This is a genomic window from Pedobacter kyungheensis (genome assembly GCF_000812965.1).
Lineage (GTDB): Bacteria > Bacteroidota > Bacteroidia > Sphingobacteriales > Sphingobacteriaceae > Pedobacter > Pedobacter kyungheensis.
In genome coordinates this window covers 211,200-229,962 of the sequence record NZ_JSYN01000005.1, presented here as the reverse complement: position 1 = coordinate 229,962, position 18,763 = coordinate 211,200, and the positions used below count along the sequence as shown (strand labels likewise).

Genomic DNA, 18,763 nt, shown 5'->3' with positions numbered 1-18,763 from the left:
TGTATCTGCCTGGTAAAGCTTCAAAGCATTGGACAAATATATCTAATAGCACAGTTATCATTGCCAGATGGAAGGCTGGGTAAGGCATGATTAACAGAATTTAACACTTGGCGATTGGTAGCTCAAACACAACAGGTAGTCGCAAAAAGAGCTTGTTATGTCGATATTTTTAAACGGACTTTTAAGCGGAAGCTAAATTTATCGCTAATTATGATAAAAAAGATACTTATAGCCTTATTATTCGTAGCTATTTTACTTAAACAAGCCGATGCTCAGCAACGGTTATTGAGTAAAGTAACCGTAACCGGTTTTTACACCACCACATTGGATGTCGTTTTAGACACTTTGGTTAAAAACCATCACCTTAAAATAGTTTTTGATAGAAAGCTGGCTGAAAAAAAGCTTATTTCAGAACGTTTTGATGAAACCCCTCTAAACCTGGTGCTGAAGAGCCTGTGCAAATCGGCTGAGCTAAATTATTGGGTCGAACCTGATGGTACAATTTACCTGGTAAGAACCCCTGAGGAAGTGAGATCGTTGCAAAGGGCGCAAAGGGCAGCCCAACCGGTTAATACCCAAACCATCAGAACCATTACCACAGTTAAAACAGATACCCTGAATAAAGAAAGTAAAAAGAATGCCCTAAAATTGTTTAAACTAACCGGGCGGGTGGTAGACCAGTTAAGTGGCGAATCTTTGCCCGGCGCAGTGGTCAATATTGAAAACACGGGTATCAGAGCCACCACCAATGCTGATGGTTATTTTACCTTAACCCAAATTCCGGCCGACACCTGTGTAATTGCTACTTTTTATGTGGGTTATTTATCAGACAGGCTTGCTTTAACTGCTATTAATCCAAACGAAACGCTCACCATTGGCTTAAGTGTAGCCAGAAATAACCTCGAAGAGGTGACGATAAAGAGCAAGAAGAATGACGGCATTATGAGTACCGACAAGCGCAAGGTAAGCGTACTGCAAATATCGCCAGCCAAACTGGCTGAATTACCCAACCTGGGCGAAAAAGATATTTTACGTTCTTTTCAGCTCATGCCTGGGGTAAGTGCCAGTAATGAGTCATCGTCTGGCGCCTACGTACGCGGGGGTACACCAGATCAGAATTTAGTTCTGTTTGATGGTTTTACAGTATATCAGGTAGATCACCTGTACGGTTTTTTTAGTGCCTTTAACAGTAATGCGGTTAAAGATGTGCTGTTGTACAAAGGCGGTTTCTCTGCCAAATATGGCGGTCGCCTATCGAGCGTCACCGAAATTACAGGTAAAGAAGGCACCAAAAAAGACTGGAACGTAGGAGGCGATTTAAGTTTACTCTCGGCAAATGTATATCTGGAAACACCGGTCAAAAAAAGTGGCTCATTTTTACTGGCCCTCCGAAAATCGTACCAGGGTCCCTTGTATAATAAGATTTTCAGTCAGTTTAACAAAACTACCACAGCAACTATGGGCTTTGGGGGCGGCCGGGGACCCGGTGGAGGTGCACAGGCGGCTACGACACCAACCTCCTATTTTTACGATTTAAATGCCAAGTATACACTCAATCTCGGCAAAAAAGATCTCCTGGCCTGGAGCGTTTACCAGGGCGACGACGATCTGGATAACAGCAGAACCATTAACATTCCATCGTTTCTGAATACCACGAACTCCAGCATTAGCCCCTCGGTTACAGATAAAACAACTTATGGCAATTTAGGCTCCAGCATAAAATGGTCGCGCAGGTGGAACAGTGATTTGTATTCAAATACTTTGGTGAGTTACTCCAGCTACCACAGTGACAGAGACCGTACCAATACCATAGGCGTTACCAACGAAGACGGAACGGAAAAATCGGTAAGTACCGGAACGATAGAACGCAACCGGCTAAAAGACTGGAGCTTTAAATCGGATTGGGAATACCAGATCAACAATCAGATTAAATTTCTTTTTGGCGGATATGGTTCAGCCCAGAATGTGATGTATAAATACAGCCAGAACGATACCAGTGTATTAATTGATCAGTATAAAAATGCCAAAACCGCGACGGTTTATGGCGAGGGTGAGTTTAGTCCATGGCAGAAACTTCAGTTTAAGGCTGGTGTAAGGGAAACCTATTATTCGCAAACAGGAAAAACTTACTTTGAGCCACGTTTTTCCGGCACCTACCTGCTTACTGACAGATTTACCATTAAGGCGGCAACAGGTAAATTCTATCAGTTTATTAACCGTGTGGTACGTGAAGACATTTTGTCGGGAAGCCGTGATTTTTGGGTGCTTGCCAATGGCAACAGTATCCCCGTTGGAAATGCTAATCATTATATAGCTGGTTTTAGCTACGAAACAGATAAATACCTGTTTGATGTGGAAGGCTATTATAAAACACTGAATGGCCTGACAGAGTATGCACAACGTTTAACCGGCAACAGAATGTCATCCACCCTGGAAGAGCATTTTTACAATGGCCGTGGCTACACCTCCGGCGTAGAATTTCTGCTTCAGAAAAAAGCAGGAAAATACACGGGTTGGCTAAGCTATACCATGGCCATTGCCCGCAATCAATTTAATGACTATGGCAGCAGTTATTACTCAGCCAATCAGGATGCCCGCAATGAATTTAAGTCGGTTAACATGTATAAACTGGGTAACTGGACTTTTTCTGCTACCCTGATTTTTGCTACGGGAAAACCTTATACAGCACCAGTGGCCAGTTATACCATTGATAATGCCAGCGGGGCCAGCAGAAATTATTTGACCATTAGTGGAAAAAACACGGAAAGAATGCCTGCTTACCACAGACTCGACCTTGCCGCCACCCTCGATTTGATTAAAATTGACAACAGGAAAACCGGCAGCATTAGCTTTTCTTTATTTAATGTGTACAACAGAACCAATGTTTGGTATAAGGAATATACCATCTATAACAATCAAGTAATTACCACCAATGTAAACTATCTGGGTTTTACTCCCAATATCACACTTAGTCTAAAATGGAAATAAAAACCACTGCCAAACAGCTCTTATTCTTATTAATTGTTACTTTAACCTATGTAGCCTGTAAGAAAGATGAAGGCGATAGTACAATTGCCGGGCGACCAATAATTGAGGCTTACCTTATTAACGACAAAGCGGTAAGCCTGAAAGTTTATGAACAGAAAGGTTTGCTGGATACCGCAAGTTACGGGGCAGCAATTACCGGCCTTAACATCACATTTAGCAACGGTGCTAAAACCATTACCTTAAACGAAACAGCAAACGGGGTGTACACCAGTACGGCAACCGATCTTGTTGTACCCGGTAATAGCTGTTCGTTCAACTTCAATTATAATGGCAAGGTTATTTCGGGCGAAACAACTGTACCTGCTAAGCCGGTTGCGTTTGCCTCATCTTCTTCCGAGCAGGGGGTACCCAATCCTGATCCCGATTCCAGCTCAACTGCCTTTACAGCGGTAAATTTTACCTGGAACAATAGCAATAAAGGCTATTATTTAATGGTATTCAGAAACCAGGATGATACACCTAACCGGATTGGAAGTGGCTTTGGACGCCGAAATGCTTATGAAGACAGGGAAGAATATTTAGGCCAGGTATCTGCGTATAAAACGCAACGCATGACATTTCAGTTTTCTGGATATTACGATGTTTACCTGTATCATATTAATCCGGAATACAATAACATCCTGAACAGCAGTTCAAACAGCTCACTAAACCTCACCAATCCACCTACCAATATTAAAAACGGACTAGGCATATTTACTGCAATGGCTTGCGATTCGCTATTATTGCATGTTTACGAACAATAAATACTAAGCGGGTAAAATAAAAGGGGTGATTTTCGCTAAGAAAATCACCCCTTTTTAATTATTAACTACTACAAGTTAGCGCCGTGGCAGTTCTTGTATTTTTTACCGCTTCCGCAAGGGCAAGGCTCGTTACGGCCTATGGTTGCTTCTTTACGGATGGGTTGTTGTGGAACAGCTTCGCGGGTGTCGCCAAACTCGATACCAGGCTCTTCTCTGCCAAACTCCTGTTTAGTAGTTTGCAGCTTAGGCTGTTTAACCGGAGCTGGTGCTTCTCTAACCTGATCTGGCTCCTGCTGAACCGGGATACCACCTTTATACAAGAAACTTACAACCTCTTTATTTACTGCATTAAGCATATCTTTAAACAAGTTGAAAGCTTCCATTTTATAAATTACCAATGGATCTTTTTGCTCATAAACAGCATTCTGAACTGACTGTTTCAAATCGTCCATTTCACGTAAATGCTCTTTCCAGCTATCATCAATCAAGGCCAATACAATGGTTTTCTCGAATGCACGAACCACCTCTTTTCCTTTATTATCGATTGCTTTTTTAAGATCAACAGCTACCTGGATACCACGGATACCATCGGTAAACGGAACCACAATCTGCTCAATATGCTGACCGCGCTCTTCGTAAACCTGTGTTAAAACTGGTAACGACTGTTGAATAATGGCCTCTGATTTACGCGCATAAAATGCTTCTGCTTCTTCAAACAAGCGCTCTGTTAGCTGTGGAATAGCGGTAGACGAAAATTCTTTTTCAGTAATTGCCGTATCCAGCGAGAAGTTTTTAATTACCTCAAGCTTAAAGCCTTCAAAGTTTGCTTCTGTTTTGTATTCGGTAACGATATCTTCGGCAACATCGAATACCATGTTATTCATATCCACATCTAAACGCTCGCCAAACAAAGCGTTTTTACGTTTAGCGTAAATTACAGTACGTTGCGAGTTCATCACATCATCGTACTCCAATAAACGTTTACGGATACCAAAGTTATTTTCTTCTACTTTCTTTTGAGCACGCTCAATTGATTTGGTAATCATAGAGTGCTGAATTACCTCGCCATCTTCGATACCCATACGCACCATGATGCTCGAAATTCTTTCTGAACCGAATAAACGCATCAGGTTATCTTCCAATGAAACGAAGAACTGAGACGAACCCGGATCGCCCTGACGACCGGCACGACCACGCAACTGCCTGTCTACACGACGCGACTCGTGGCGCTCGGTACCTACGATAGCTAAACCACCGGCATCTTTAACGCCTGGGCCTAATTTAATATCGGTACCACGACCAGCCATGTTGGTAGCAATGGTAACGGTTCCGGCCTGACCAGCTTCGGCAACGATATCGGCCTCTTTCTGGTGCATTTTCGCATTCAATACATTGTGTTTAATGCCACGAAGTTTAAGCATACGGCTTAACAACTCAGAAATCTCAACCGAAGTTGTACCTACCAATACCGGACGGCCTGCTTCAGTTAATTTTACAATTTCATCGGCAACGGCATTGTATTTTTCACGCACGGTACGGTAAACGTAATCCTGCTGATCTTGTCTCGAAATATTTCTGTTGGTTGGAATCTCAACCACATCCAGTTTATAGATCGACCAGAACTCGCCAGCTTCGGTAGTTGCAGTACCCGTCATACCGCAAAGTTTGTGGTACATACGGAAATAGTTTTGCAAGGTTACTGTAGCATAGGTTTGGGTTGCATCTTCAACCTTTACATTTTCTTTAGCCTCAATAGCCTGGTGCAAACCATCAGAGTAACGGCGACCATCCATAATACGACCGGTCTGCTCATCAACAATTTTGATCTTACCTTCATCAATGATATACTCTACATCAATTTCGAATAAGGTATAGGCTTTTAACAATTGGTTTACCGAGTGGATACGCTCTGCTTTAACAGAATAATCGCGCATCAGGGCATCTTTGGTAACTACTTTTTCTTCTAAAGGAAGATCAGATTTTTCCAACTCAGCCACTTCGGTACCTACATCAGGTAATACAAAGAAATGAGGATCTTCGCCCGATTGGGTAATTAACTCAATACCTTTTTCGGTTAACTCTACCTGGTTGTTTTTCTCATCGATATAGAAGAACAACTCTGAATCTACCTTAGGCATATTCTTAGACTGATCGGCCATGTAGTAGTTTTCTGTTTTTAACAACAGACCACGCACGCCGCTTTCGCTTAAGAACTTAATTAAAGCTTTATTTTTAGGCAAACCACGGTAAGCACGTAATAATGCTAAACCACCTTCGCCCTCTTCGGTACCGGTATTACCCGCATTGATTAATTTTTTAGCTTCGTTTAAAGCCTGGGTAACATAAGCTTTTTGTGCATTAACCAAACGCTCAATGCGTGGTTTCAACTCGTAAAACTCATGCTGATCGCCATGCGGAATCGGCCCTGAAATAATTAAAGGTGTACGGGCATCATCAATTAAAACTGAATCGACCTCATCCACCATGGCAAAGTGTAATTTGCGCTGTACCAGCTGATCAGGTGTTTGCGACATATTGTCACGCAGGTAATCGAAACCAAATTCGTTATTGGTACCGTAAGTAATATCTGCTGCATAAGCCTTTCTTCTTTCTTCAGAGTTAGGCTCATGTTTATCAATACAATCAACACTTAAACCGTGGAATTCGAACAAAGGACCATTCCACTCACTATCCCTGCGTGCAAGGTAATCGTTCACCGTAACCACGTGTACACCTTGTCCGGCAAGTGCGTTCAGGTAAGCAGGCAGCGTACTTACAAGGGTTTTACCCTCACCGGTAGCCATCTCGGCAATTTTACCGCTGTGTAATACAATACCACCTATTAACTGTACATCGTAATGCACCATGTTCCAGGCTACCTCGTTTCCGGCAGCTTCCCATTTATTGGCCCATTGGGCTTTATCGCCAACAATTTTAACATTGTTTTTTCTTGCAGCGTAATCGCGGTCGAACTGGGTTGCGGTAACTTCTAAATAATCGTTTTCGCTTAAACGGCGTGAAGTTTCTTTAACTACTGCGAAAGCCTCAGGCAGGATTTCCAACAATATTTTTTCCAATTCCGCATCGCGGTCTTTGCCTAAGGCATCAACCTGATCGTAAATAGCCGTTTTTTCGTGAAGATCTAATTCTTCGTTTTCTGCATCGGCTTTAAGGGCCGAAATTTTTCCATCGATTTCGGTTAAGAAATCTGCAATTCTGCTTTTAAATTCTATGGTTTTACCACGTAACTCATCGTTGCTTAGTGCCGAAAATTTACTGTAGTGTTCGTTAATTTTTACAACCAATGGCTGAATAGCCTTTATATCTCTTTCTGATTTACTTCCGAAAATCTTCGCTAAAAATCCTAACATTATATTTTAAATCGTATTTATTTATTAAAAAATGGTGTATTACAACAACCAAGCCACTGTCAGCATTAAGTCAGTTTGGCAGTTGTTGGTATAAAAGGGGGCTTAAAATCTTAAAAAGATCTTTAAGAGAAAGAACTAGGGGCTGTTGTTCTTCGGTTTTTTGCGGATGGTTAAATCGGTGATTACCTGATTTACGCTTACATATTTTGCTACTTTTAATTGAGGTTGGGTACCAATTAAAGCAAGCCGGGTGTACGATAATAAATAAGGGTTACGCTGTTCGTTAAACTGCACAACGCTTTTATCAGATGCGTTAGCACTGATTTTATACTCATTACAATATTCATTTAATATTCTAAGCCCTTCAACACGTTCGGCTTTGGCCAAATGCGTTAAGCTAAAAAATACAAGCGATATGGTAACCAGGTGTTTCATTAATAGCGGCAAAGCTAGTTTTAATCTTTTATAAAACGAAATCTGCTAACCTCAAAAAACGCACCACAATATCCCAGCTTATTTATTTAGGATAAAAAACAATACTTTTTATTGAACAGCCCCATGACACAGTTTATTGAATAGACCCGCTTTTATAATTAATGTACATGCTTTTATAATTATCGCATCTGCTTTTATAATTAATGCACCCGCTTTTATAATTATCACACCAGCTTTTATAATTAATGCACCTGCTTTTATAATTAACGTACACGCTTTTATAATTAACGTACATGCTTTTATAATTATCACACCCGCTTTTATAATTAATGCACCTGTTTAATGATCATTTATCAGGCATTACTCTGCATCAGCTTATAAAGCCTTATGATTCAACGTGTCAAAGCACTTGTTTGTCGATACATTTGTTACAATCCGTTTTCTTTGATGCAATTTTAAATCAACGAAACAAAACGCATTAGCTATGGAAAGAAAAAATTTCATCAGAAGTTTAATGATTGGAGCCGTTTCAACTCCGGTAATTATCGAAGCCTGTAAAAAGAGCAGTATAACAGATGGCACCAGTACATCAGGATCGGGAACTGCAGGTACAACTGCCAGCACCAACGGAACCTGTACCGTAGCCCCAACCGAAACCGAAGGGCCTTTTCCAACCAAAGTACCTGCATCATACGTACGCAGCGATATTACCGATGGCCGTACAGGCTACAAAATGACCGTAAAAATAACTGTTGGTAACCTGAACAACAATTGCGCGGCATTGGCTGGCGCGCTGGTTGATATCTGGCATTGCGATGCAGAAGGCAACTATTCTGAATATGGTGGCTCTGGTATGCAAAGCACCAATTATCAATCGGTACATTTTTTACGCGGTCGCCAAACTACCGATGCCAATGGACTGGTAACTTTTACAACTATTTTCCCGGGTTGGTACACCGGCCGGGCCACACATATTCATGTTCACGTGTATAATGCTGCCGGAACATCTTTAAATGTAACACAGATTGCTTTCCCTGAAGGTAGCGGAACATCGCTTGCCCTGGTTAACGGCTATACCAAAGGGATGACAGGCTACACTTACAACAATGCTGACAATGTTTTTAGTGATGACAAAACAGGTGTACAGATTGCTGCAGTAAGCGGAACCCTAACTGCAGGCTTCGACCTTACTTTTAAATTGAACGTTAAAGCATAATATCATCCTTATTATTTGTTTTATTTTTCAATAAAGGCGTTAGGATTTCTTAACGTCTTTTTTAATTTTATGGCATGCCAAAAAAAGTGATCGTTTTATGCTACCGGAAGATAATCGATAGCACCAATACCAACCCCTGGGATAGGTTTGTACACGAGGACAGCTTTGCCGAGTTTAAAATGCAGGCGCAGTATTACAACCAACCGCAGCAGTATAATACTTTTGCCGAAATGTTACTGCATATACCAGAGGCCGAAAAACTCCATTTTTTGGTAAGTGCAGCTATTACCGGTTATCTGCGTCAGCTAAACGGCATTATTCCGGATGTTTTGGATAACCTGGGCCGGCGCTTTTTAACTTTTGAGCATTTTAAGTTCGAAATTATTAATTCAGATATACGCCATCCGGAGAAACACAAAATTGCCATTAACTTTTTCTCAAAACCGCTGATCTGGCACGATACTATTGGCGATCAACTGCTGGTATCGCAACATAAAGAAGAAGAAGCTGAAATTTTCACCAATCTTTTTGCCGTTCAGCCTTTTGTAAGCATCCACTCTATCAAAAATATCGATTAAGCATGGAACTAACCCCCGGACAAATATATCTCGCTGACCAACGCGGGCTGACCGAAAACTCAACACTCCGCAGGTATAGCACCTTTAATTTCGAAAAATATTATAGCGAACACCGTGAACCGTTCGAAAATCTTTTTCTATGCAATGATGATGCTTTGGCGGGCGGAAAAGTTACCTTTTTCCTATCCAAAGAAGATTCCTTTCAGATTTTCTTTCCCATTACCGGTGGCATTGATGTGGTACAGGGGAACAAAGAATTTTCGATTGATACAGGCAAAGTACAAGTGTTAAACTTAGGCAAAGGTGAAGTTTTGGAAATTAGTAATCCCTATCCTAACGATACCATCAATTATTTACAGTTAGGCATTAAAACGGATTTCTTTCTGCTGCGCCCGAGTGAAATGTTGTATCATTTCGACTTTGAAAAAGACCAGAACCAATTAATTGAGCTTATTTCTAACCCAAAACTGCCATTTAAATTAAGTGCCGGTATTTTTGCTGGTCGCGAGGAAGCAATTTACACCCTGCAGCACAGCAACAGTAAATTTTATTGCTTTGTTATAGATGGCGCATTTGAAATTGAAGGCAGGTTACTGCATGCCCGCGATGGACTTGCCCTTTGGGATTTACCACATGTTGAACTGGAAGCATTGAGCAATAATGCTATTGTGGTGGTTTTGGAGTTTGGCTATTAGCAAACAAATTTGGCCCGCAGATTAAGGAGATAAGCGCAGAAACATTATTGTGGTGTCAGATCTTACGATCTGACACATCTACCAAAAATTAGAGCTGCTGAAACACCCGTCCGACAGATCAGGCGGAAGTTCAGCATAACGATATTGGATTACTTAAAAACCACTTCAGTTGCCCCGTACCCGAACTTTTCTTTCCGGGCATCCATATAGGTTTTAATGTGCGGGTTTTTACTAATCAGTTTGTGAATCTTATCCCTAAGCGTTCCGTTTCCTGAGCCGTGGATAAAAATCATTTTATCGAAATGGTGCACGATAGCGGCATCAAGGGCATTTTGAAAATGCGTAAGCTGAATCTGTAAAATTTCGCTGGCTTCTAAAAAGTGGTGGTCATCACGTAGTTTTTCAATATGTAAATCGACCTCTTTTGCAGGCGCTTCGACCATTTTCTTTTCGTCGGCCGATTTAAAAAAGCTTTCCTTTAGTTTTTGCGCATCGATTGTTACCGGCACCAGATCATCTAAACGAACCAACCAGCCCTTATTTTTAAGATTAGGCAATTCTTTTTGCTCGGTACTAAAATCTTTTGCCCTGAATTTCTTGCGGATCACCAGTGGATCTATCGGCTTAGCATCAGCTACCCCTGCAACCAAAACCTGAAAGGTAAACTCCGGCCAAAGCTCCAGATCAGCTAAAGAGGCTGCGTATACCAATGCCAGCGCATAAGGTTGTATAATACCGTGGTAAGCATTGGTATACTTCCCTTTTCTTTCGGTCGTAAGGCTTAGCAACAAAGTGTTGGGCGACTGGTTAAGCAGATGTAAATGAACCACATTACCGGCTTTATCGTCAGTTGCAGCGGCAGCGTATATACCATTTTCTATTTTGGTAACACCAGGTACATTAACCTGAATCGGCTTAGGTACATCGATCTCCTCAGCCACTACGCCATGGCCATGCACCGATGTCAGGTTACTCACCGCAACCGGAATTTCAAAACCGTCTTCGTCTGTTACCCCCAAAGTTTGGGCGTCGATAACGCGGGTTACATAGCCTTCGCGTTTCTCATCAACAAAACGCACAAAATCTCCTAATTTGAATTTCATCTCTTTATTTTTTTAAGCAAGCTTAGTTCGATACACTTAATCAGAAGCACATTTATGACGCACTATATCTTCGGACCCCAGACTTTCCGACTTCTGACTCCATTAATGGCGGGTATCGTTTCCGTGGTAAATGCTCAGGTAACTTTCGTATCTCGAGATGGCAATTTCACCTTCATTAACGGCTTCAATAACCGCACAACCCGGTTCGTTTACATGGCGGCAGTTGTTAAAACGGCAATTGTGCGAGGTTTCGAAAATCTCCCTGAAAAAATGCCCCAACTCTTCTTTTTCGATATCGATTACACCCAACTCACGGATACCTGGCGTATCTACAATAAAACCGCCCTGCGGCAATTCGAACATTTCGGCAAAGGTGGTGGTGTGTTGCCCTTTATCACTCCAGTCAGAAACCTCGCCTGTTCTCAAATCACGATCAGGCAATAAAGCATTAATCAGACTCGATTTACCTACGCCGGAGTGACCAGAAATTAAGGTAATTTTATCGGTAATCAGTTCCTGAATCAGCGGAATATTAATTCCTTTTAAAGCCGAAACTTCATAACACGCATAACCTATATTCTGGTAAATATCTTTAAATTCCTGAAGGATTTCCAGGCCTTCTTTGCTAAACAGATCTAGTTTATTGAACACCAAAACTGCAGGTACATCATAGGCTTCGGCAGTAACCAAAAAACGATCGATAAAGCCCAAAGAGGTACGTGGCGATGCCAAAGTAACCACCAGAATGGCCATATCTAAGTTGGCAGCCAAAATCTGGGCCTGCTTGCTCAGGTTGATGGATTTGCGGATAATGTAGTTTTTACGGGGCAAAAGCTCATTAATTAAGCCCTGATTGCTATCCCGTTCAAGCTCAAACTTCACCCTGTCGCCAACCGCAATCGGGTTGGTGGTTTTAATTCCCTTAATCCTGAACTTACCTACAATGCGGCAATCGTAATGCTCGCCATTATCGGCCAGCACGTTGTACCAACTCCCCGTAGATTTAATAACTAATCCCTGCATATTTGCCGTAAAGGTATGAATATGATTTCATTGGTAGAAGCGGCCCTGGTGGCAATATCATTAATTTAAGCCATTAAACAGCTAAATATAATTTAACCACAGATAGAAAGCCTGCCCAGCCGTTCAGGCTCTGGTTAAAAACGCTGAACTTAAAGATATTTTATTATCCACCAAATATCTTACATAAATACAACGCTTTAAAAGTCAAAAAACCTAAATTTGCCACAACAAAAATTAAAATATAATGAGTTTCAGAATAGAACACGATACCATGGGCGAGGTGCAGGTACCTGCCGACAAATACTGGGGTGCACAAACCGAACGCTCACGCAATAACTTTAAAATCGGCCCTGAGGGTTCGATGCCTAAAGAAATTATCCACGCTTTTGGTTACCTGAAAAAAGCAGCAGCACTAGCCAATACCGAGCTTGGTGTATTATCGGCCGATAAAGCTGAGCTTATTGCCAAAGCTTGTGATGAAATTATTGCGGGCAAACTGGATGATCAGTTCCCATTGGTAATCTGGCAAACCGGTTCAGGTACGCAAAGTAACATGAACGGAAACGAAGTGATTGCAAACCGCGCACACGTGATTAATGGTGGTGCACTGGCTGATGATAAAAAAGTACTTCACCCGAATGATGATGTGAACAAATCGCAGTCATCTAACGATACTTATCCGACTGCAATGCACATTGCAGCCTATAAATTAACCGTAGAAAACACTATTCCGGGTTTAACGCATTTAAGAAATGCCCTGGCTAAAAAGGTTGAAGAATTTGCAGGAATTACCAAAACCGGCCGTACCCACTTTATGGATGCTACGCCACTTACTTTAGGTCAGGAATTTTCAGGCTACGTACAGCAGATCGATAACAGCATCAGGGCCATTAAAAATGCACTGGTAATGGTTGCCGAACTGGCTTTAGGTGGTACTGCTGTAGGTACTGGTTTAAATACCCCAAAAGGATACGATGTTTTAGTGGCTAAAAAAATTGCTGATTTAACGGGTTTACCTTTCGTTACAGCCCCAAATAAATTTGAAGCTTTGGCAGCGCACGATGCAATGGTTGAACTTTCTGGTGCTTTAAAACGTACAGCTGTGGCTTTAATGAAAGTAGCTAACGATGTAAGAATGTTAAGTTCTGGTCCGCGTTGTGGTATTGGCGAAATCATCATCCCTGATAATGAGCCAGGATCATCAATCATGCCGGGTAAAGTTAACCCAACTCAACCTGAGGCACTAACAATGGTTTGTGCACAGGTAATTGGTAACGATGTTGCCGTTTCTGTAGGTGGTATGTCAGGACATTTTGAACTGAATGTTTTTAAACCATTAATTGCGGCTAACGTATTGCAATCGGCACGTTTAATTGGCGATGCCTGCGTTTCTTTCACGGATAAATGCGCTGAAGGAATTACTGCAAACCTACCGGAGATTGAAAAACACCTTCAAAATTCGTTAATGCTGGTTACGGCATTAAACCCACATGTAGGTTACGAAAACGCAGCAAAAATTGCGAAGAAAGCGCATAAAGAAAATAAAACTTTAAAAGCAGCAGCTGTTGAGCTTGGCCTGTTAACCGCCGAACAATTCGACGAGTGGGTTCGTCCGGAAGACATGGTAGGTAGCTTGAAATAATTTGCCAAACCTGATAGGTTTTTAAAAACCTATCAGGTTTATATAGTTACGGTCTAAATCAATACGCTTAAAAACAATAGATAAATATGGATTCGATACTTACTACGCTCATAGGCATGATATCTCTTATTGCATCGTGCATTGTATTTGGAGCTTGTTGTTATCTTTTATCGAAAAGAAAAGCAGTTGAAGCCGTTTTAATGACTATTGGCTCCGGAGTTGGCTTATTTACACGCTTACTTTATTTTTTAGTGCCACTTTTGGCAGGCAGCAACAATATCGCCTATACCGAAATTTCTAAATATTATACCATAATTGGTTTTATCGGCACCATGGCCAGTCTTTGTTTTGCTGTAGGTTTGTTACTCCTGATTCACAATACCGTTAAAAAGAACAATGTATTTCACGATCAGTTTCCTACAAGCAACGATTAAAAAACAACATGAACAAACTGCATCCCTGCTTGAAGATTTTTTACCTTATCCTTTTTACATTATCCATCCTGCACATAGCCTGTAGTCCGAGGCCCAATATACAGGGTAAAGGTGAAGCATTTATACAGGGGGTTTGGAATGAAGATTCGGTTGCTTTTAGCAACAAGTTAAGCAACTATACACAGCACCATTTCAAATTTACCTGCGATTCGGTTTATATCGATCTGGTTACCCACAGTAAGGTTAACTTTTACGAAGATTCCTGCTATAATAATGGCATCTGGAAAGAATATGCCAAAGGCGTTTATGCTGTAAGGGGCGATACTTTAATTGTAGGTGCAACCTTTACCTATGCCAATTACAAACAAAAAATATCAGGCTGTTACCGCATTGGTCGTTACGAAAAAAACTTCCTGATTACAAAACGTTCAGCCGATAGCCTTAGGCTAGAGAGCATGGGCGATCAGCGCGAAATAAATCTGGCGCTGAAACAAAAAGTTACCTGCATCCCAAAAGAATTATAAAATGATCTTAACATCCATTAGAAAAAAAATTGCCACAGCTTTAATCGTAGGATTGTTAGCTTATGCACCTGCAAACGTAAGCGCCTGGGGTACCATTGGGCACCGTGTGGTTGGCGAAATTGCCGATAGCTACCTAAAAGCCAAAACCCGCAAGGCTGTTCAGGATATTTTAGGTTACGAAACCCTGGCCATGTGCGCCAATTGGGGCGATTTTATCAAATCAGATTCGACCTATAATTACATGTACAACTGGCACTTTGTAAACCTTCCGGCCGGATTAAATAAAGATGGTGTATATAATTTCCTCGAAACAGATAAATCGGTAAGCTTATATACCAAAATCCCTGATTTGATTGCCGTTTTAAAGAAAGCCAGCAGTACCCGCGATGAGAAAAAACTGGCCATGCGCATGTTAGTACACCTTGCCGGCGATTTATGTCAACCCATGCACGTTGCCCGTAAAGAAGATTTAGGCGGTAACCGTGTTTCGGTTTTGTGGTTTAACGAAAAATCGAACATCCACCGCGTTTGGGATGAACAACTAATCGAATATCAGCAATTAAGTTATACCGAATATGCCAAAGCCATTAACCATGCATCAGCAGTTGAGCTTTATAACTGGCAAAACACCAGTTTAAAAGATTGCATTTTCGAATCGTACAACATTTGCAATAAAATTTACGAAACTACTAAGCCAGATGCCAAACTGAGCTACCGTTATAATTTTGACTGGGTAGATACCCTTAACAGTCAGCTGTTAAAAGGTGGTGTGCGCTTAGCCAAAATGTTAAACGATATTTACGGCTAATGGTAAATAATCAGAATATAAGTGCTCCGGTTTGAAAAAAGCCGGAGCATTTTTTTTGTAGCATATTAACCTATCTTCTCGTTTTAGGGAAAAAACGAACTAAAAACGCAATGAAAAAACTTCTCTTAATTTTGACGTTAAGTCTGGCATTAGGCTGCAAAAAGAAAAACGATGCCGAAAATTTTACTGAAATAACCAGATACAACTGGGCTCTCGAATCGGCGACCGTAAATCCGGCCATGCAGGTAGATGGTAAAGCTGTAACTAACTTTATGACTATGGCAGGCCCATCTGGCTGTTTAAACAATAACTATACCCTCTCTTTTTCTGAGAACGGCACTTTTGCCTTCACTTCTAATGGGCCGCTGTGCGATATGATTTCGTATCAAAAAGCTAAATGGAGCAAAAACGGAAATGAAATAACACTGAACGATGGCTTTAGTGCCAATGCAAGGGTGGTAAAAATAGAAGGGAAAAATATCACCGATAAATATGTTTTCGAACAAAATGGAACTACTTTTACAGTAACATATATATTTACTGCAAAATCCAAATAACATTGAAAATTTTAATGGTTTGTCTCGGTAACATTTGCCGGTCGCCCCTGGCAGAAGGCATTATGCGCCATTTAGCTGAAAAACATAACCTCAACTGGGAAATCGCTTCGGCGGGTACAGGTAACTGGCACGTTGGCCAGGCTCCCGATCACAGAAGCATAGCAGCTGCCAAAGCCATTGGTTACGACATTAGTAAACAACGGGCACAACAATTTAACCATGGCATGTTTAGCCAGTACGATTTAATTTTGGTAATGGACAGGAATAATCTGAAAGATGTTAAAAGTTTGGCCAGAACCGAAGCAGAAGAAAAAAAGATTAAACTTTTTCTTGATAACGACGAAGTTACAGACCCATACTGGGATAATGCGCTATTTGCCCCGGTTTGTAAGCAGGTTGAAGCAAGATGTTTAGCAATTATCAAACAACTTTCTTAATTTTAGCTTTCACTTTAACAACACACACTAGCCAAATCGAAAATGAAAAAATTCCTTTCTCTGTGCTTATTAATTGCAACTGTTATTTTATTTCAGGGATTTACCGCTGTAAAAAAGCCTGCAAAAGTCCTGGTTTTTTCGAAAACCAAAGGTTTTAGGCATGCCTCTATCGGGGTAGGCAAAGCAACCATCCAAAAAATGGGTTTAAGCCATAATTTTGAAGTAGACACTACCGAAAATGCCGACGTATTTACCGAAGCAAACCTGAAACAATATGCAACCGTAATTTTTCTAAGCACTACAGGTGATGTACTGAATGATGCCCAGCAATCAGCATTTGAAAGGTATATCCAGGCAGGTGGCGGTTATGTAGGTATTCATGCTGCAACAGATACCGAATACGATTGGCCATGGTACGGAAAACTTGCAGGAGCTTATTTTACCAGTCACCCGGCAATACAAGACGCCAGATTTGTAATTAAAGATAAAAACCACCCATCGACCAAATTTTTCACCGATTCGGTATGGATGCACAAAGATGAACTGTATAACTTTAAAGATATTAACCCTGATATCAAAGTGTTGATCACCATTGATGAAAAATCGTACAAAGGCGGTAAAAACGGCGCTTTCCATCCATTTAGCTGGTACCACGATTTTGATGGCGGCAGGGCTTTTTATACTTCGATGGGGCACACTAACGAAGCATGGGCTGAAGAAAAATTCTTAAATCACCTTTGGGGAGGCATAGAATACGCAATAGGTAAACAAAAGAAACTCGATTATAGCAAAGCAAAATCTAAATTGCTTTAAGCAAAAAATAGCCTGTTAAATATCATTAACAGGCTATTTTGTTTTAAAAGAACAACTGTGACAAAACGTTGCTTGCACTTGGAGCAGCAGGTTTTAATGATGTAAATTTAGCTAACTGAGCTACGGTTAAAGCTGTACCCAATTTAGATTTCAAACCTGCGTACAATTTACCAAATTTGCTGGTATAAGCAGCCGGATCGGTTTTCTGTGTAGCCATAATTGTAGCTTTCTGTACCAAAAAATCTTTAACAATAGTGGTTACGGTCGGTTTTTGCGCGGGAGTTAAACTCAACGCAGGCGTAAGCTTGCCTAAAATACTTGAGGTTAAGCTATTGGCATCAAAACCAGTTGCAGCCGCCGCAGCCGTACCAACTTTATTTAAAATACTTTGCGCATTCGAGCTTAAGTTTAAACCCAATACCAGGGCTGATAGGATCAATAATTTCTTCATTTTAAAAATAATTTATTGATCTAATATAAAACATCTACAACTATTAAGAATGAATTTTTAATTAAGTTTTGTCTTTTTAAGGTTCACCAGATAAATATAGTTGAGCATACAGAAAGAAGCCAGAGCTCCGAAAGTATGCCACAAGAAATGGGTACCTATGGTTAAGATCTCCCATTTATCTGCTATGCGAAAAGTTAGGGCGAATATGAAGGCAATCAGGGCAAAACCAACCCACTTACCGTTTTTCCAGTCGGTTTTTACCAGATAGCCAAATACCGGAAATAGTACCAGCGCAGCCATAAAAGCGTAGTTAACGTTAATAAACAACTGAAAATCGCCTTGACTGAAAAGCTGCCTTACATAAAACTGAAAAAAGGCATACACCACTACGATTAAAACCGCAAAGTACCAACGGGTTAGTTTAGCAAGAAAGTAAACACCAGCCGAAAGGCAAAGCAGCATAATTGGCATCCAATCCATCATAATAAAAACCGGCCAGCGTCTTAAACCATGGTACGTAGTTCCGCCAATACCACCAATAAAAAGTAATACCAATGCGCCAGTTAAAAATTTATGCTGATTAAAATTTCCGCGCAATTTAAAAAGCCAATAAAAAGCAATGGCCAAAAAGAAAGCACTGGTTATGGTATTAAAAGGCTCGGGAAAAAGCTGGCTAAGGTTCGTTTCGGTATATACTGTACCTCCATCGGGAGGAATCTGGAGCATGGAAGTCATAGTAGCTAAACGCATCATGAAATTAAAATGTTTGAGGCCCGTATGTAACGATCAAGATGGAAAAATAATTTGTTAATTACGTGAGCAACAGGTTAAATATTGGTTAATTCTACTGGCTCAACGGTTATTTTATGTATTTTAGTCAACCTA

General features: G+C 40.9%; 19 protein-coding genes. 12 read left to right on the top strand and 7 right to left on the bottom strand.

Annotated elements, in window-relative coordinates:
• Window positions 1–210: 210 nt before the first annotated feature.
• Together OC25_RS06560 and OC25_RS06555 are read left to right on the top strand one after the other, a co-directional pair.
• The gene (locus OC25_RS06560) at window positions 211–2,988 is read left to right on the top strand and encodes a TonB-dependent receptor (protein ID WP_039473149.1); all 2,778 of its coding nucleotides are present in this window, start codon (window positions 211–213) and stop codon (window positions 2,986–2,988) included.
• Window positions 2,979–3,791 carry a DUF4249 domain-containing protein gene (locus OC25_RS06555; RefSeq protein WP_039473146.1) on the top strand — a complete coding sequence of 271 codons (813 nt, stop codon included), beginning with the start codon at window positions 2,979–2,981 and terminating at the stop codon, window positions 3,789–3,791. The genes OC25_RS06560 and OC25_RS06555 overlap by 10 nt, the downstream gene beginning before the upstream one ends.
• Before the next feature lie 68 nt (window positions 3,792–3,859).
• On the opposite strand, the gene secA is transcribed toward OC25_RS06555, so the two are convergent.
• The 3 genes from secA to OC25_RS06540 all read right to left on the bottom strand — a co-directional run bounded on the left by secA (window position 3,860) and on the right by OC25_RS06540 (window position 7,909).
• On the bottom strand, window positions 3,860–7,162 hold the full coding sequence (secA, locus tag OC25_RS06550) for a preprotein translocase subunit SecA (RefSeq protein WP_039473142.1): 3,303 nt from the start codon (window positions 7,160–7,162) through the stop codon (window positions 3,860–3,862).
• A 135-nt stretch (window positions 7,163–7,297) separates the two neighbouring features.
• Window positions 7,298–7,597, bottom strand: coding sequence for a hypothetical protein (locus OC25_RS06545; protein ID WP_039473139.1), 300 nt, complete (start codon window positions 7,595–7,597; stop codon window positions 7,298–7,300).
• Between the two features lie 108 nt (window positions 7,598–7,705).
• Complete coding sequence (locus tag OC25_RS06540) at window positions 7,706–7,909, bottom strand: hypothetical protein (protein ID WP_039473137.1); 204 nt, start codon at window positions 7,907–7,909, stop codon at window positions 7,706–7,708.
• Between the two features lie 172 nt (window positions 7,910–8,081).
• Between OC25_RS06540 and OC25_RS06535 the strand changes: the two genes are divergently transcribed.
• The 3 genes from OC25_RS06535 (at window position 8,082) to OC25_RS06525 (ending at window position 10,086) form a co-directional block, all read left to right on the top strand.
• Window positions 8,082–8,813 carry a dioxygenase family protein gene (locus tag OC25_RS06535; RefSeq protein WP_039473134.1) on the top strand — a complete coding sequence of 244 codons (732 nt, stop codon included), beginning with the start codon at window positions 8,082–8,084 and terminating at the stop codon, window positions 8,811–8,813.
• A 74-nt stretch (window positions 8,814–8,887) separates the two neighbouring features.
• The gene (locus tag OC25_RS06530) at window positions 8,888–9,391 is read left to right on the top strand and encodes a hypothetical protein (protein WP_039473131.1); all 504 of its coding nucleotides are present in this window, start codon (window positions 8,888–8,890) and stop codon (window positions 9,389–9,391) included.
• 2 nt (window positions 9,392–9,393) lie between these two features.
• Window positions 9,394–10,086: a pirin family protein gene (locus OC25_RS06525; RefSeq protein ID WP_039473128.1), complete on the top strand. Its 693-nt coding sequence runs from the start codon at window positions 9,394–9,396 to the stop codon at window positions 10,084–10,086.
• A 149-nt stretch (window positions 10,087–10,235) separates the two neighbouring features.
• Here OC25_RS06525 and OC25_RS06520 read toward each other — a convergent pair whose 3' ends face one another.
• Entirely contained in the window at window positions 10,236–11,189 is a 954-nt protein-coding gene (locus OC25_RS06520; RefSeq protein WP_039473125.1) for a Smr/MutS family protein, read from the bottom strand.
• A 102-nt stretch (window positions 11,190–11,291) separates the two neighbouring features.
• Window positions 11,292–12,212 carry a ribosome small subunit-dependent GTPase A gene (rsgA, locus tag OC25_RS06515; RefSeq protein ID WP_039473122.1) on the bottom strand — a complete coding sequence of 307 codons (921 nt, stop codon included), beginning with the start codon at window positions 12,210–12,212 and terminating at the stop codon, window positions 11,292–11,294.
• A 244-nt stretch (window positions 12,213–12,456) separates the two neighbouring features.
• Here rsgA and fumC point away from each other — a divergent pair, with 244 nt between their 5' ends.
• The 7 genes from fumC (at window position 12,457) to OC25_RS06480 (ending at window position 17,427) form a co-directional block, all read left to right on the top strand.
• Complete coding sequence (gene fumC / locus OC25_RS06510) at window positions 12,457–13,854, top strand: class II fumarate hydratase (protein WP_039473119.1); 1,398 nt, start codon at window positions 12,457–12,459, stop codon at window positions 13,852–13,854.
• Between the two features lie 86 nt (window positions 13,855–13,940).
• Entirely contained in the window at window positions 13,941–14,288 is a 348-nt protein-coding gene (locus tag OC25_RS06505) for a hypothetical protein (protein ID WP_156131406.1), read from the top strand.
• An 8-nt stretch (window positions 14,289–14,296) separates the two neighbouring features.
• Complete coding sequence (locus OC25_RS06500) at window positions 14,297–14,812, top strand: hypothetical protein (protein WP_039473113.1); 516 nt, start codon at window positions 14,297–14,299, stop codon at window positions 14,810–14,812.
• A 1-nt stretch (window position 14,813) separates the two neighbouring features.
• Window positions 14,814–15,620 (top strand): S1/P1 nuclease, encoded by an 807-nt coding sequence (locus tag OC25_RS06495; RefSeq protein WP_039473110.1) that lies wholly within the window; start codon window positions 14,814–14,816, stop codon window positions 15,618–15,620.
• Between the two features lie 110 nt (window positions 15,621–15,730).
• The gene (locus tag OC25_RS06490) at window positions 15,731–16,177 is read left to right on the top strand and encodes a hypothetical protein (RefSeq protein ID WP_039473106.1); all 447 of its coding nucleotides are present in this window, start codon (window positions 15,731–15,733) and stop codon (window positions 16,175–16,177) included.
• A 2-nt stretch (window positions 16,178–16,179) separates the two neighbouring features.
• The gene (locus tag OC25_RS06485) at window positions 16,180–16,614 is read left to right on the top strand and encodes a low molecular weight protein-tyrosine-phosphatase (RefSeq protein WP_039473102.1); all 435 of its coding nucleotides are present in this window, start codon (window positions 16,180–16,182) and stop codon (window positions 16,612–16,614) included.
• A gap of 42 nt (window positions 16,615–16,656) precedes the next feature.
• Window positions 16,657–17,427, top strand: a complete 771-nt coding sequence (locus tag OC25_RS06480; RefSeq protein WP_039473099.1) for a ThuA domain-containing protein — start codon at window positions 16,657–16,659, stop codon at window positions 17,425–17,427.
• 43 nt (window positions 17,428–17,470) lie between these two features.
• Here the strand turns inward: OC25_RS06480 and OC25_RS06475 are convergent, their stop codons facing one another.
• Window positions 17,471–17,878 carry a hypothetical protein gene (locus tag OC25_RS06475; RefSeq protein ID WP_039473097.1) on the bottom strand — a complete coding sequence of 136 codons (408 nt, stop codon included), beginning with the start codon at window positions 17,876–17,878 and terminating at the stop codon, window positions 17,471–17,473.
• Between the two features lie 57 nt (window positions 17,879–17,935).
• Window positions 17,936–18,631 (bottom strand): hypothetical protein, encoded by a 696-nt coding sequence (locus tag OC25_RS06470; protein ID WP_245221911.1) that lies wholly within the window; start codon window positions 18,629–18,631, stop codon window positions 17,936–17,938.
• Between the last annotated feature and the right edge of the window lie 132 nt (window positions 18,632–18,763).

Coding starts and splice junctions, on each gene's coding strand:
- OC25_RS06490 (WP_039473106.1), top strand. CDS start 15,731: ATGAAAAAACTTCTCTTAATTTTGACGTTAAGTCTGGCATTAGGCTGC.
- OC25_RS06535 (WP_039473134.1), top strand. CDS start 8,082: ATGGAAAGAAAAAATTTCATCAGAAGTTTAATGATTGGAGCCGTTTCA.
- OC25_RS06470 (WP_245221911.1), bottom strand. CDS start 18,631: ATGATGCGTTTAGCTACTATGACTTCCATGCTCCAGATTCCTCCCGAT.
- OC25_RS06495 (WP_039473110.1), top strand. CDS start 14,814: ATGATCTTAACATCCATTAGAAAAAAAATTGCCACAGCTTTAATCGTA.
- OC25_RS06525 (WP_039473128.1), top strand. CDS start 9,394: ATGGAACTAACCCCCGGACAAATATATCTCGCTGACCAACGCGGGCTG.
- OC25_RS06505 (WP_156131406.1), top strand. CDS start 13,941: ATGGATTCGATACTTACTACGCTCATAGGCATGATATCTCTTATTGCA.
- OC25_RS06545 (WP_039473139.1), bottom strand. CDS start 7,597: ATGAAACACCTGGTTACCATATCGCTTGTATTTTTTAGCTTAACGCAT.
- OC25_RS06560 (WP_039473149.1), top strand. CDS start 211: ATGATAAAAAAGATACTTATAGCCTTATTATTCGTAGCTATTTTACTT.
- OC25_RS06555 (WP_039473146.1), top strand. CDS start 2,979: ATGGAAATAAAAACCACTGCCAAACAGCTCTTATTCTTATTAATTGTT.
- OC25_RS06480 (WP_039473099.1), top strand. CDS start 16,657: ATGAAAAAATTCCTTTCTCTGTGCTTATTAATTGCAACTGTTATTTTA.
- rsgA (WP_039473122.1), bottom strand. CDS start 12,212: ATGCAGGGATTAGTTATTAAATCTACGGGGAGTTGGTACAACGTGCTG.
- fumC (WP_039473119.1), top strand. CDS start 12,457: ATGAGTTTCAGAATAGAACACGATACCATGGGCGAGGTGCAGGTACCT.
- OC25_RS06500 (WP_039473113.1), top strand. CDS start 14,297: ATGAACAAACTGCATCCCTGCTTGAAGATTTTTTACCTTATCCTTTTT.
- OC25_RS06530 (WP_039473131.1), top strand. CDS start 8,888: ATGCCAAAAAAAGTGATCGTTTTATGCTACCGGAAGATAATCGATAGC.
- OC25_RS06475 (WP_039473097.1), bottom strand. CDS start 17,878: ATGAAGAAATTATTGATCCTATCAGCCCTGGTATTGGGTTTAAACTTA.
- OC25_RS06520 (WP_039473125.1), bottom strand. CDS start 11,189: ATGAAATTCAAATTAGGAGATTTTGTGCGTTTTGTTGATGAGAAACGC.
- secA (WP_039473142.1), bottom strand. CDS start 7,162: ATGTTAGGATTTTTAGCGAAGATTTTCGGAAGTAAATCAGAAAGAGAT.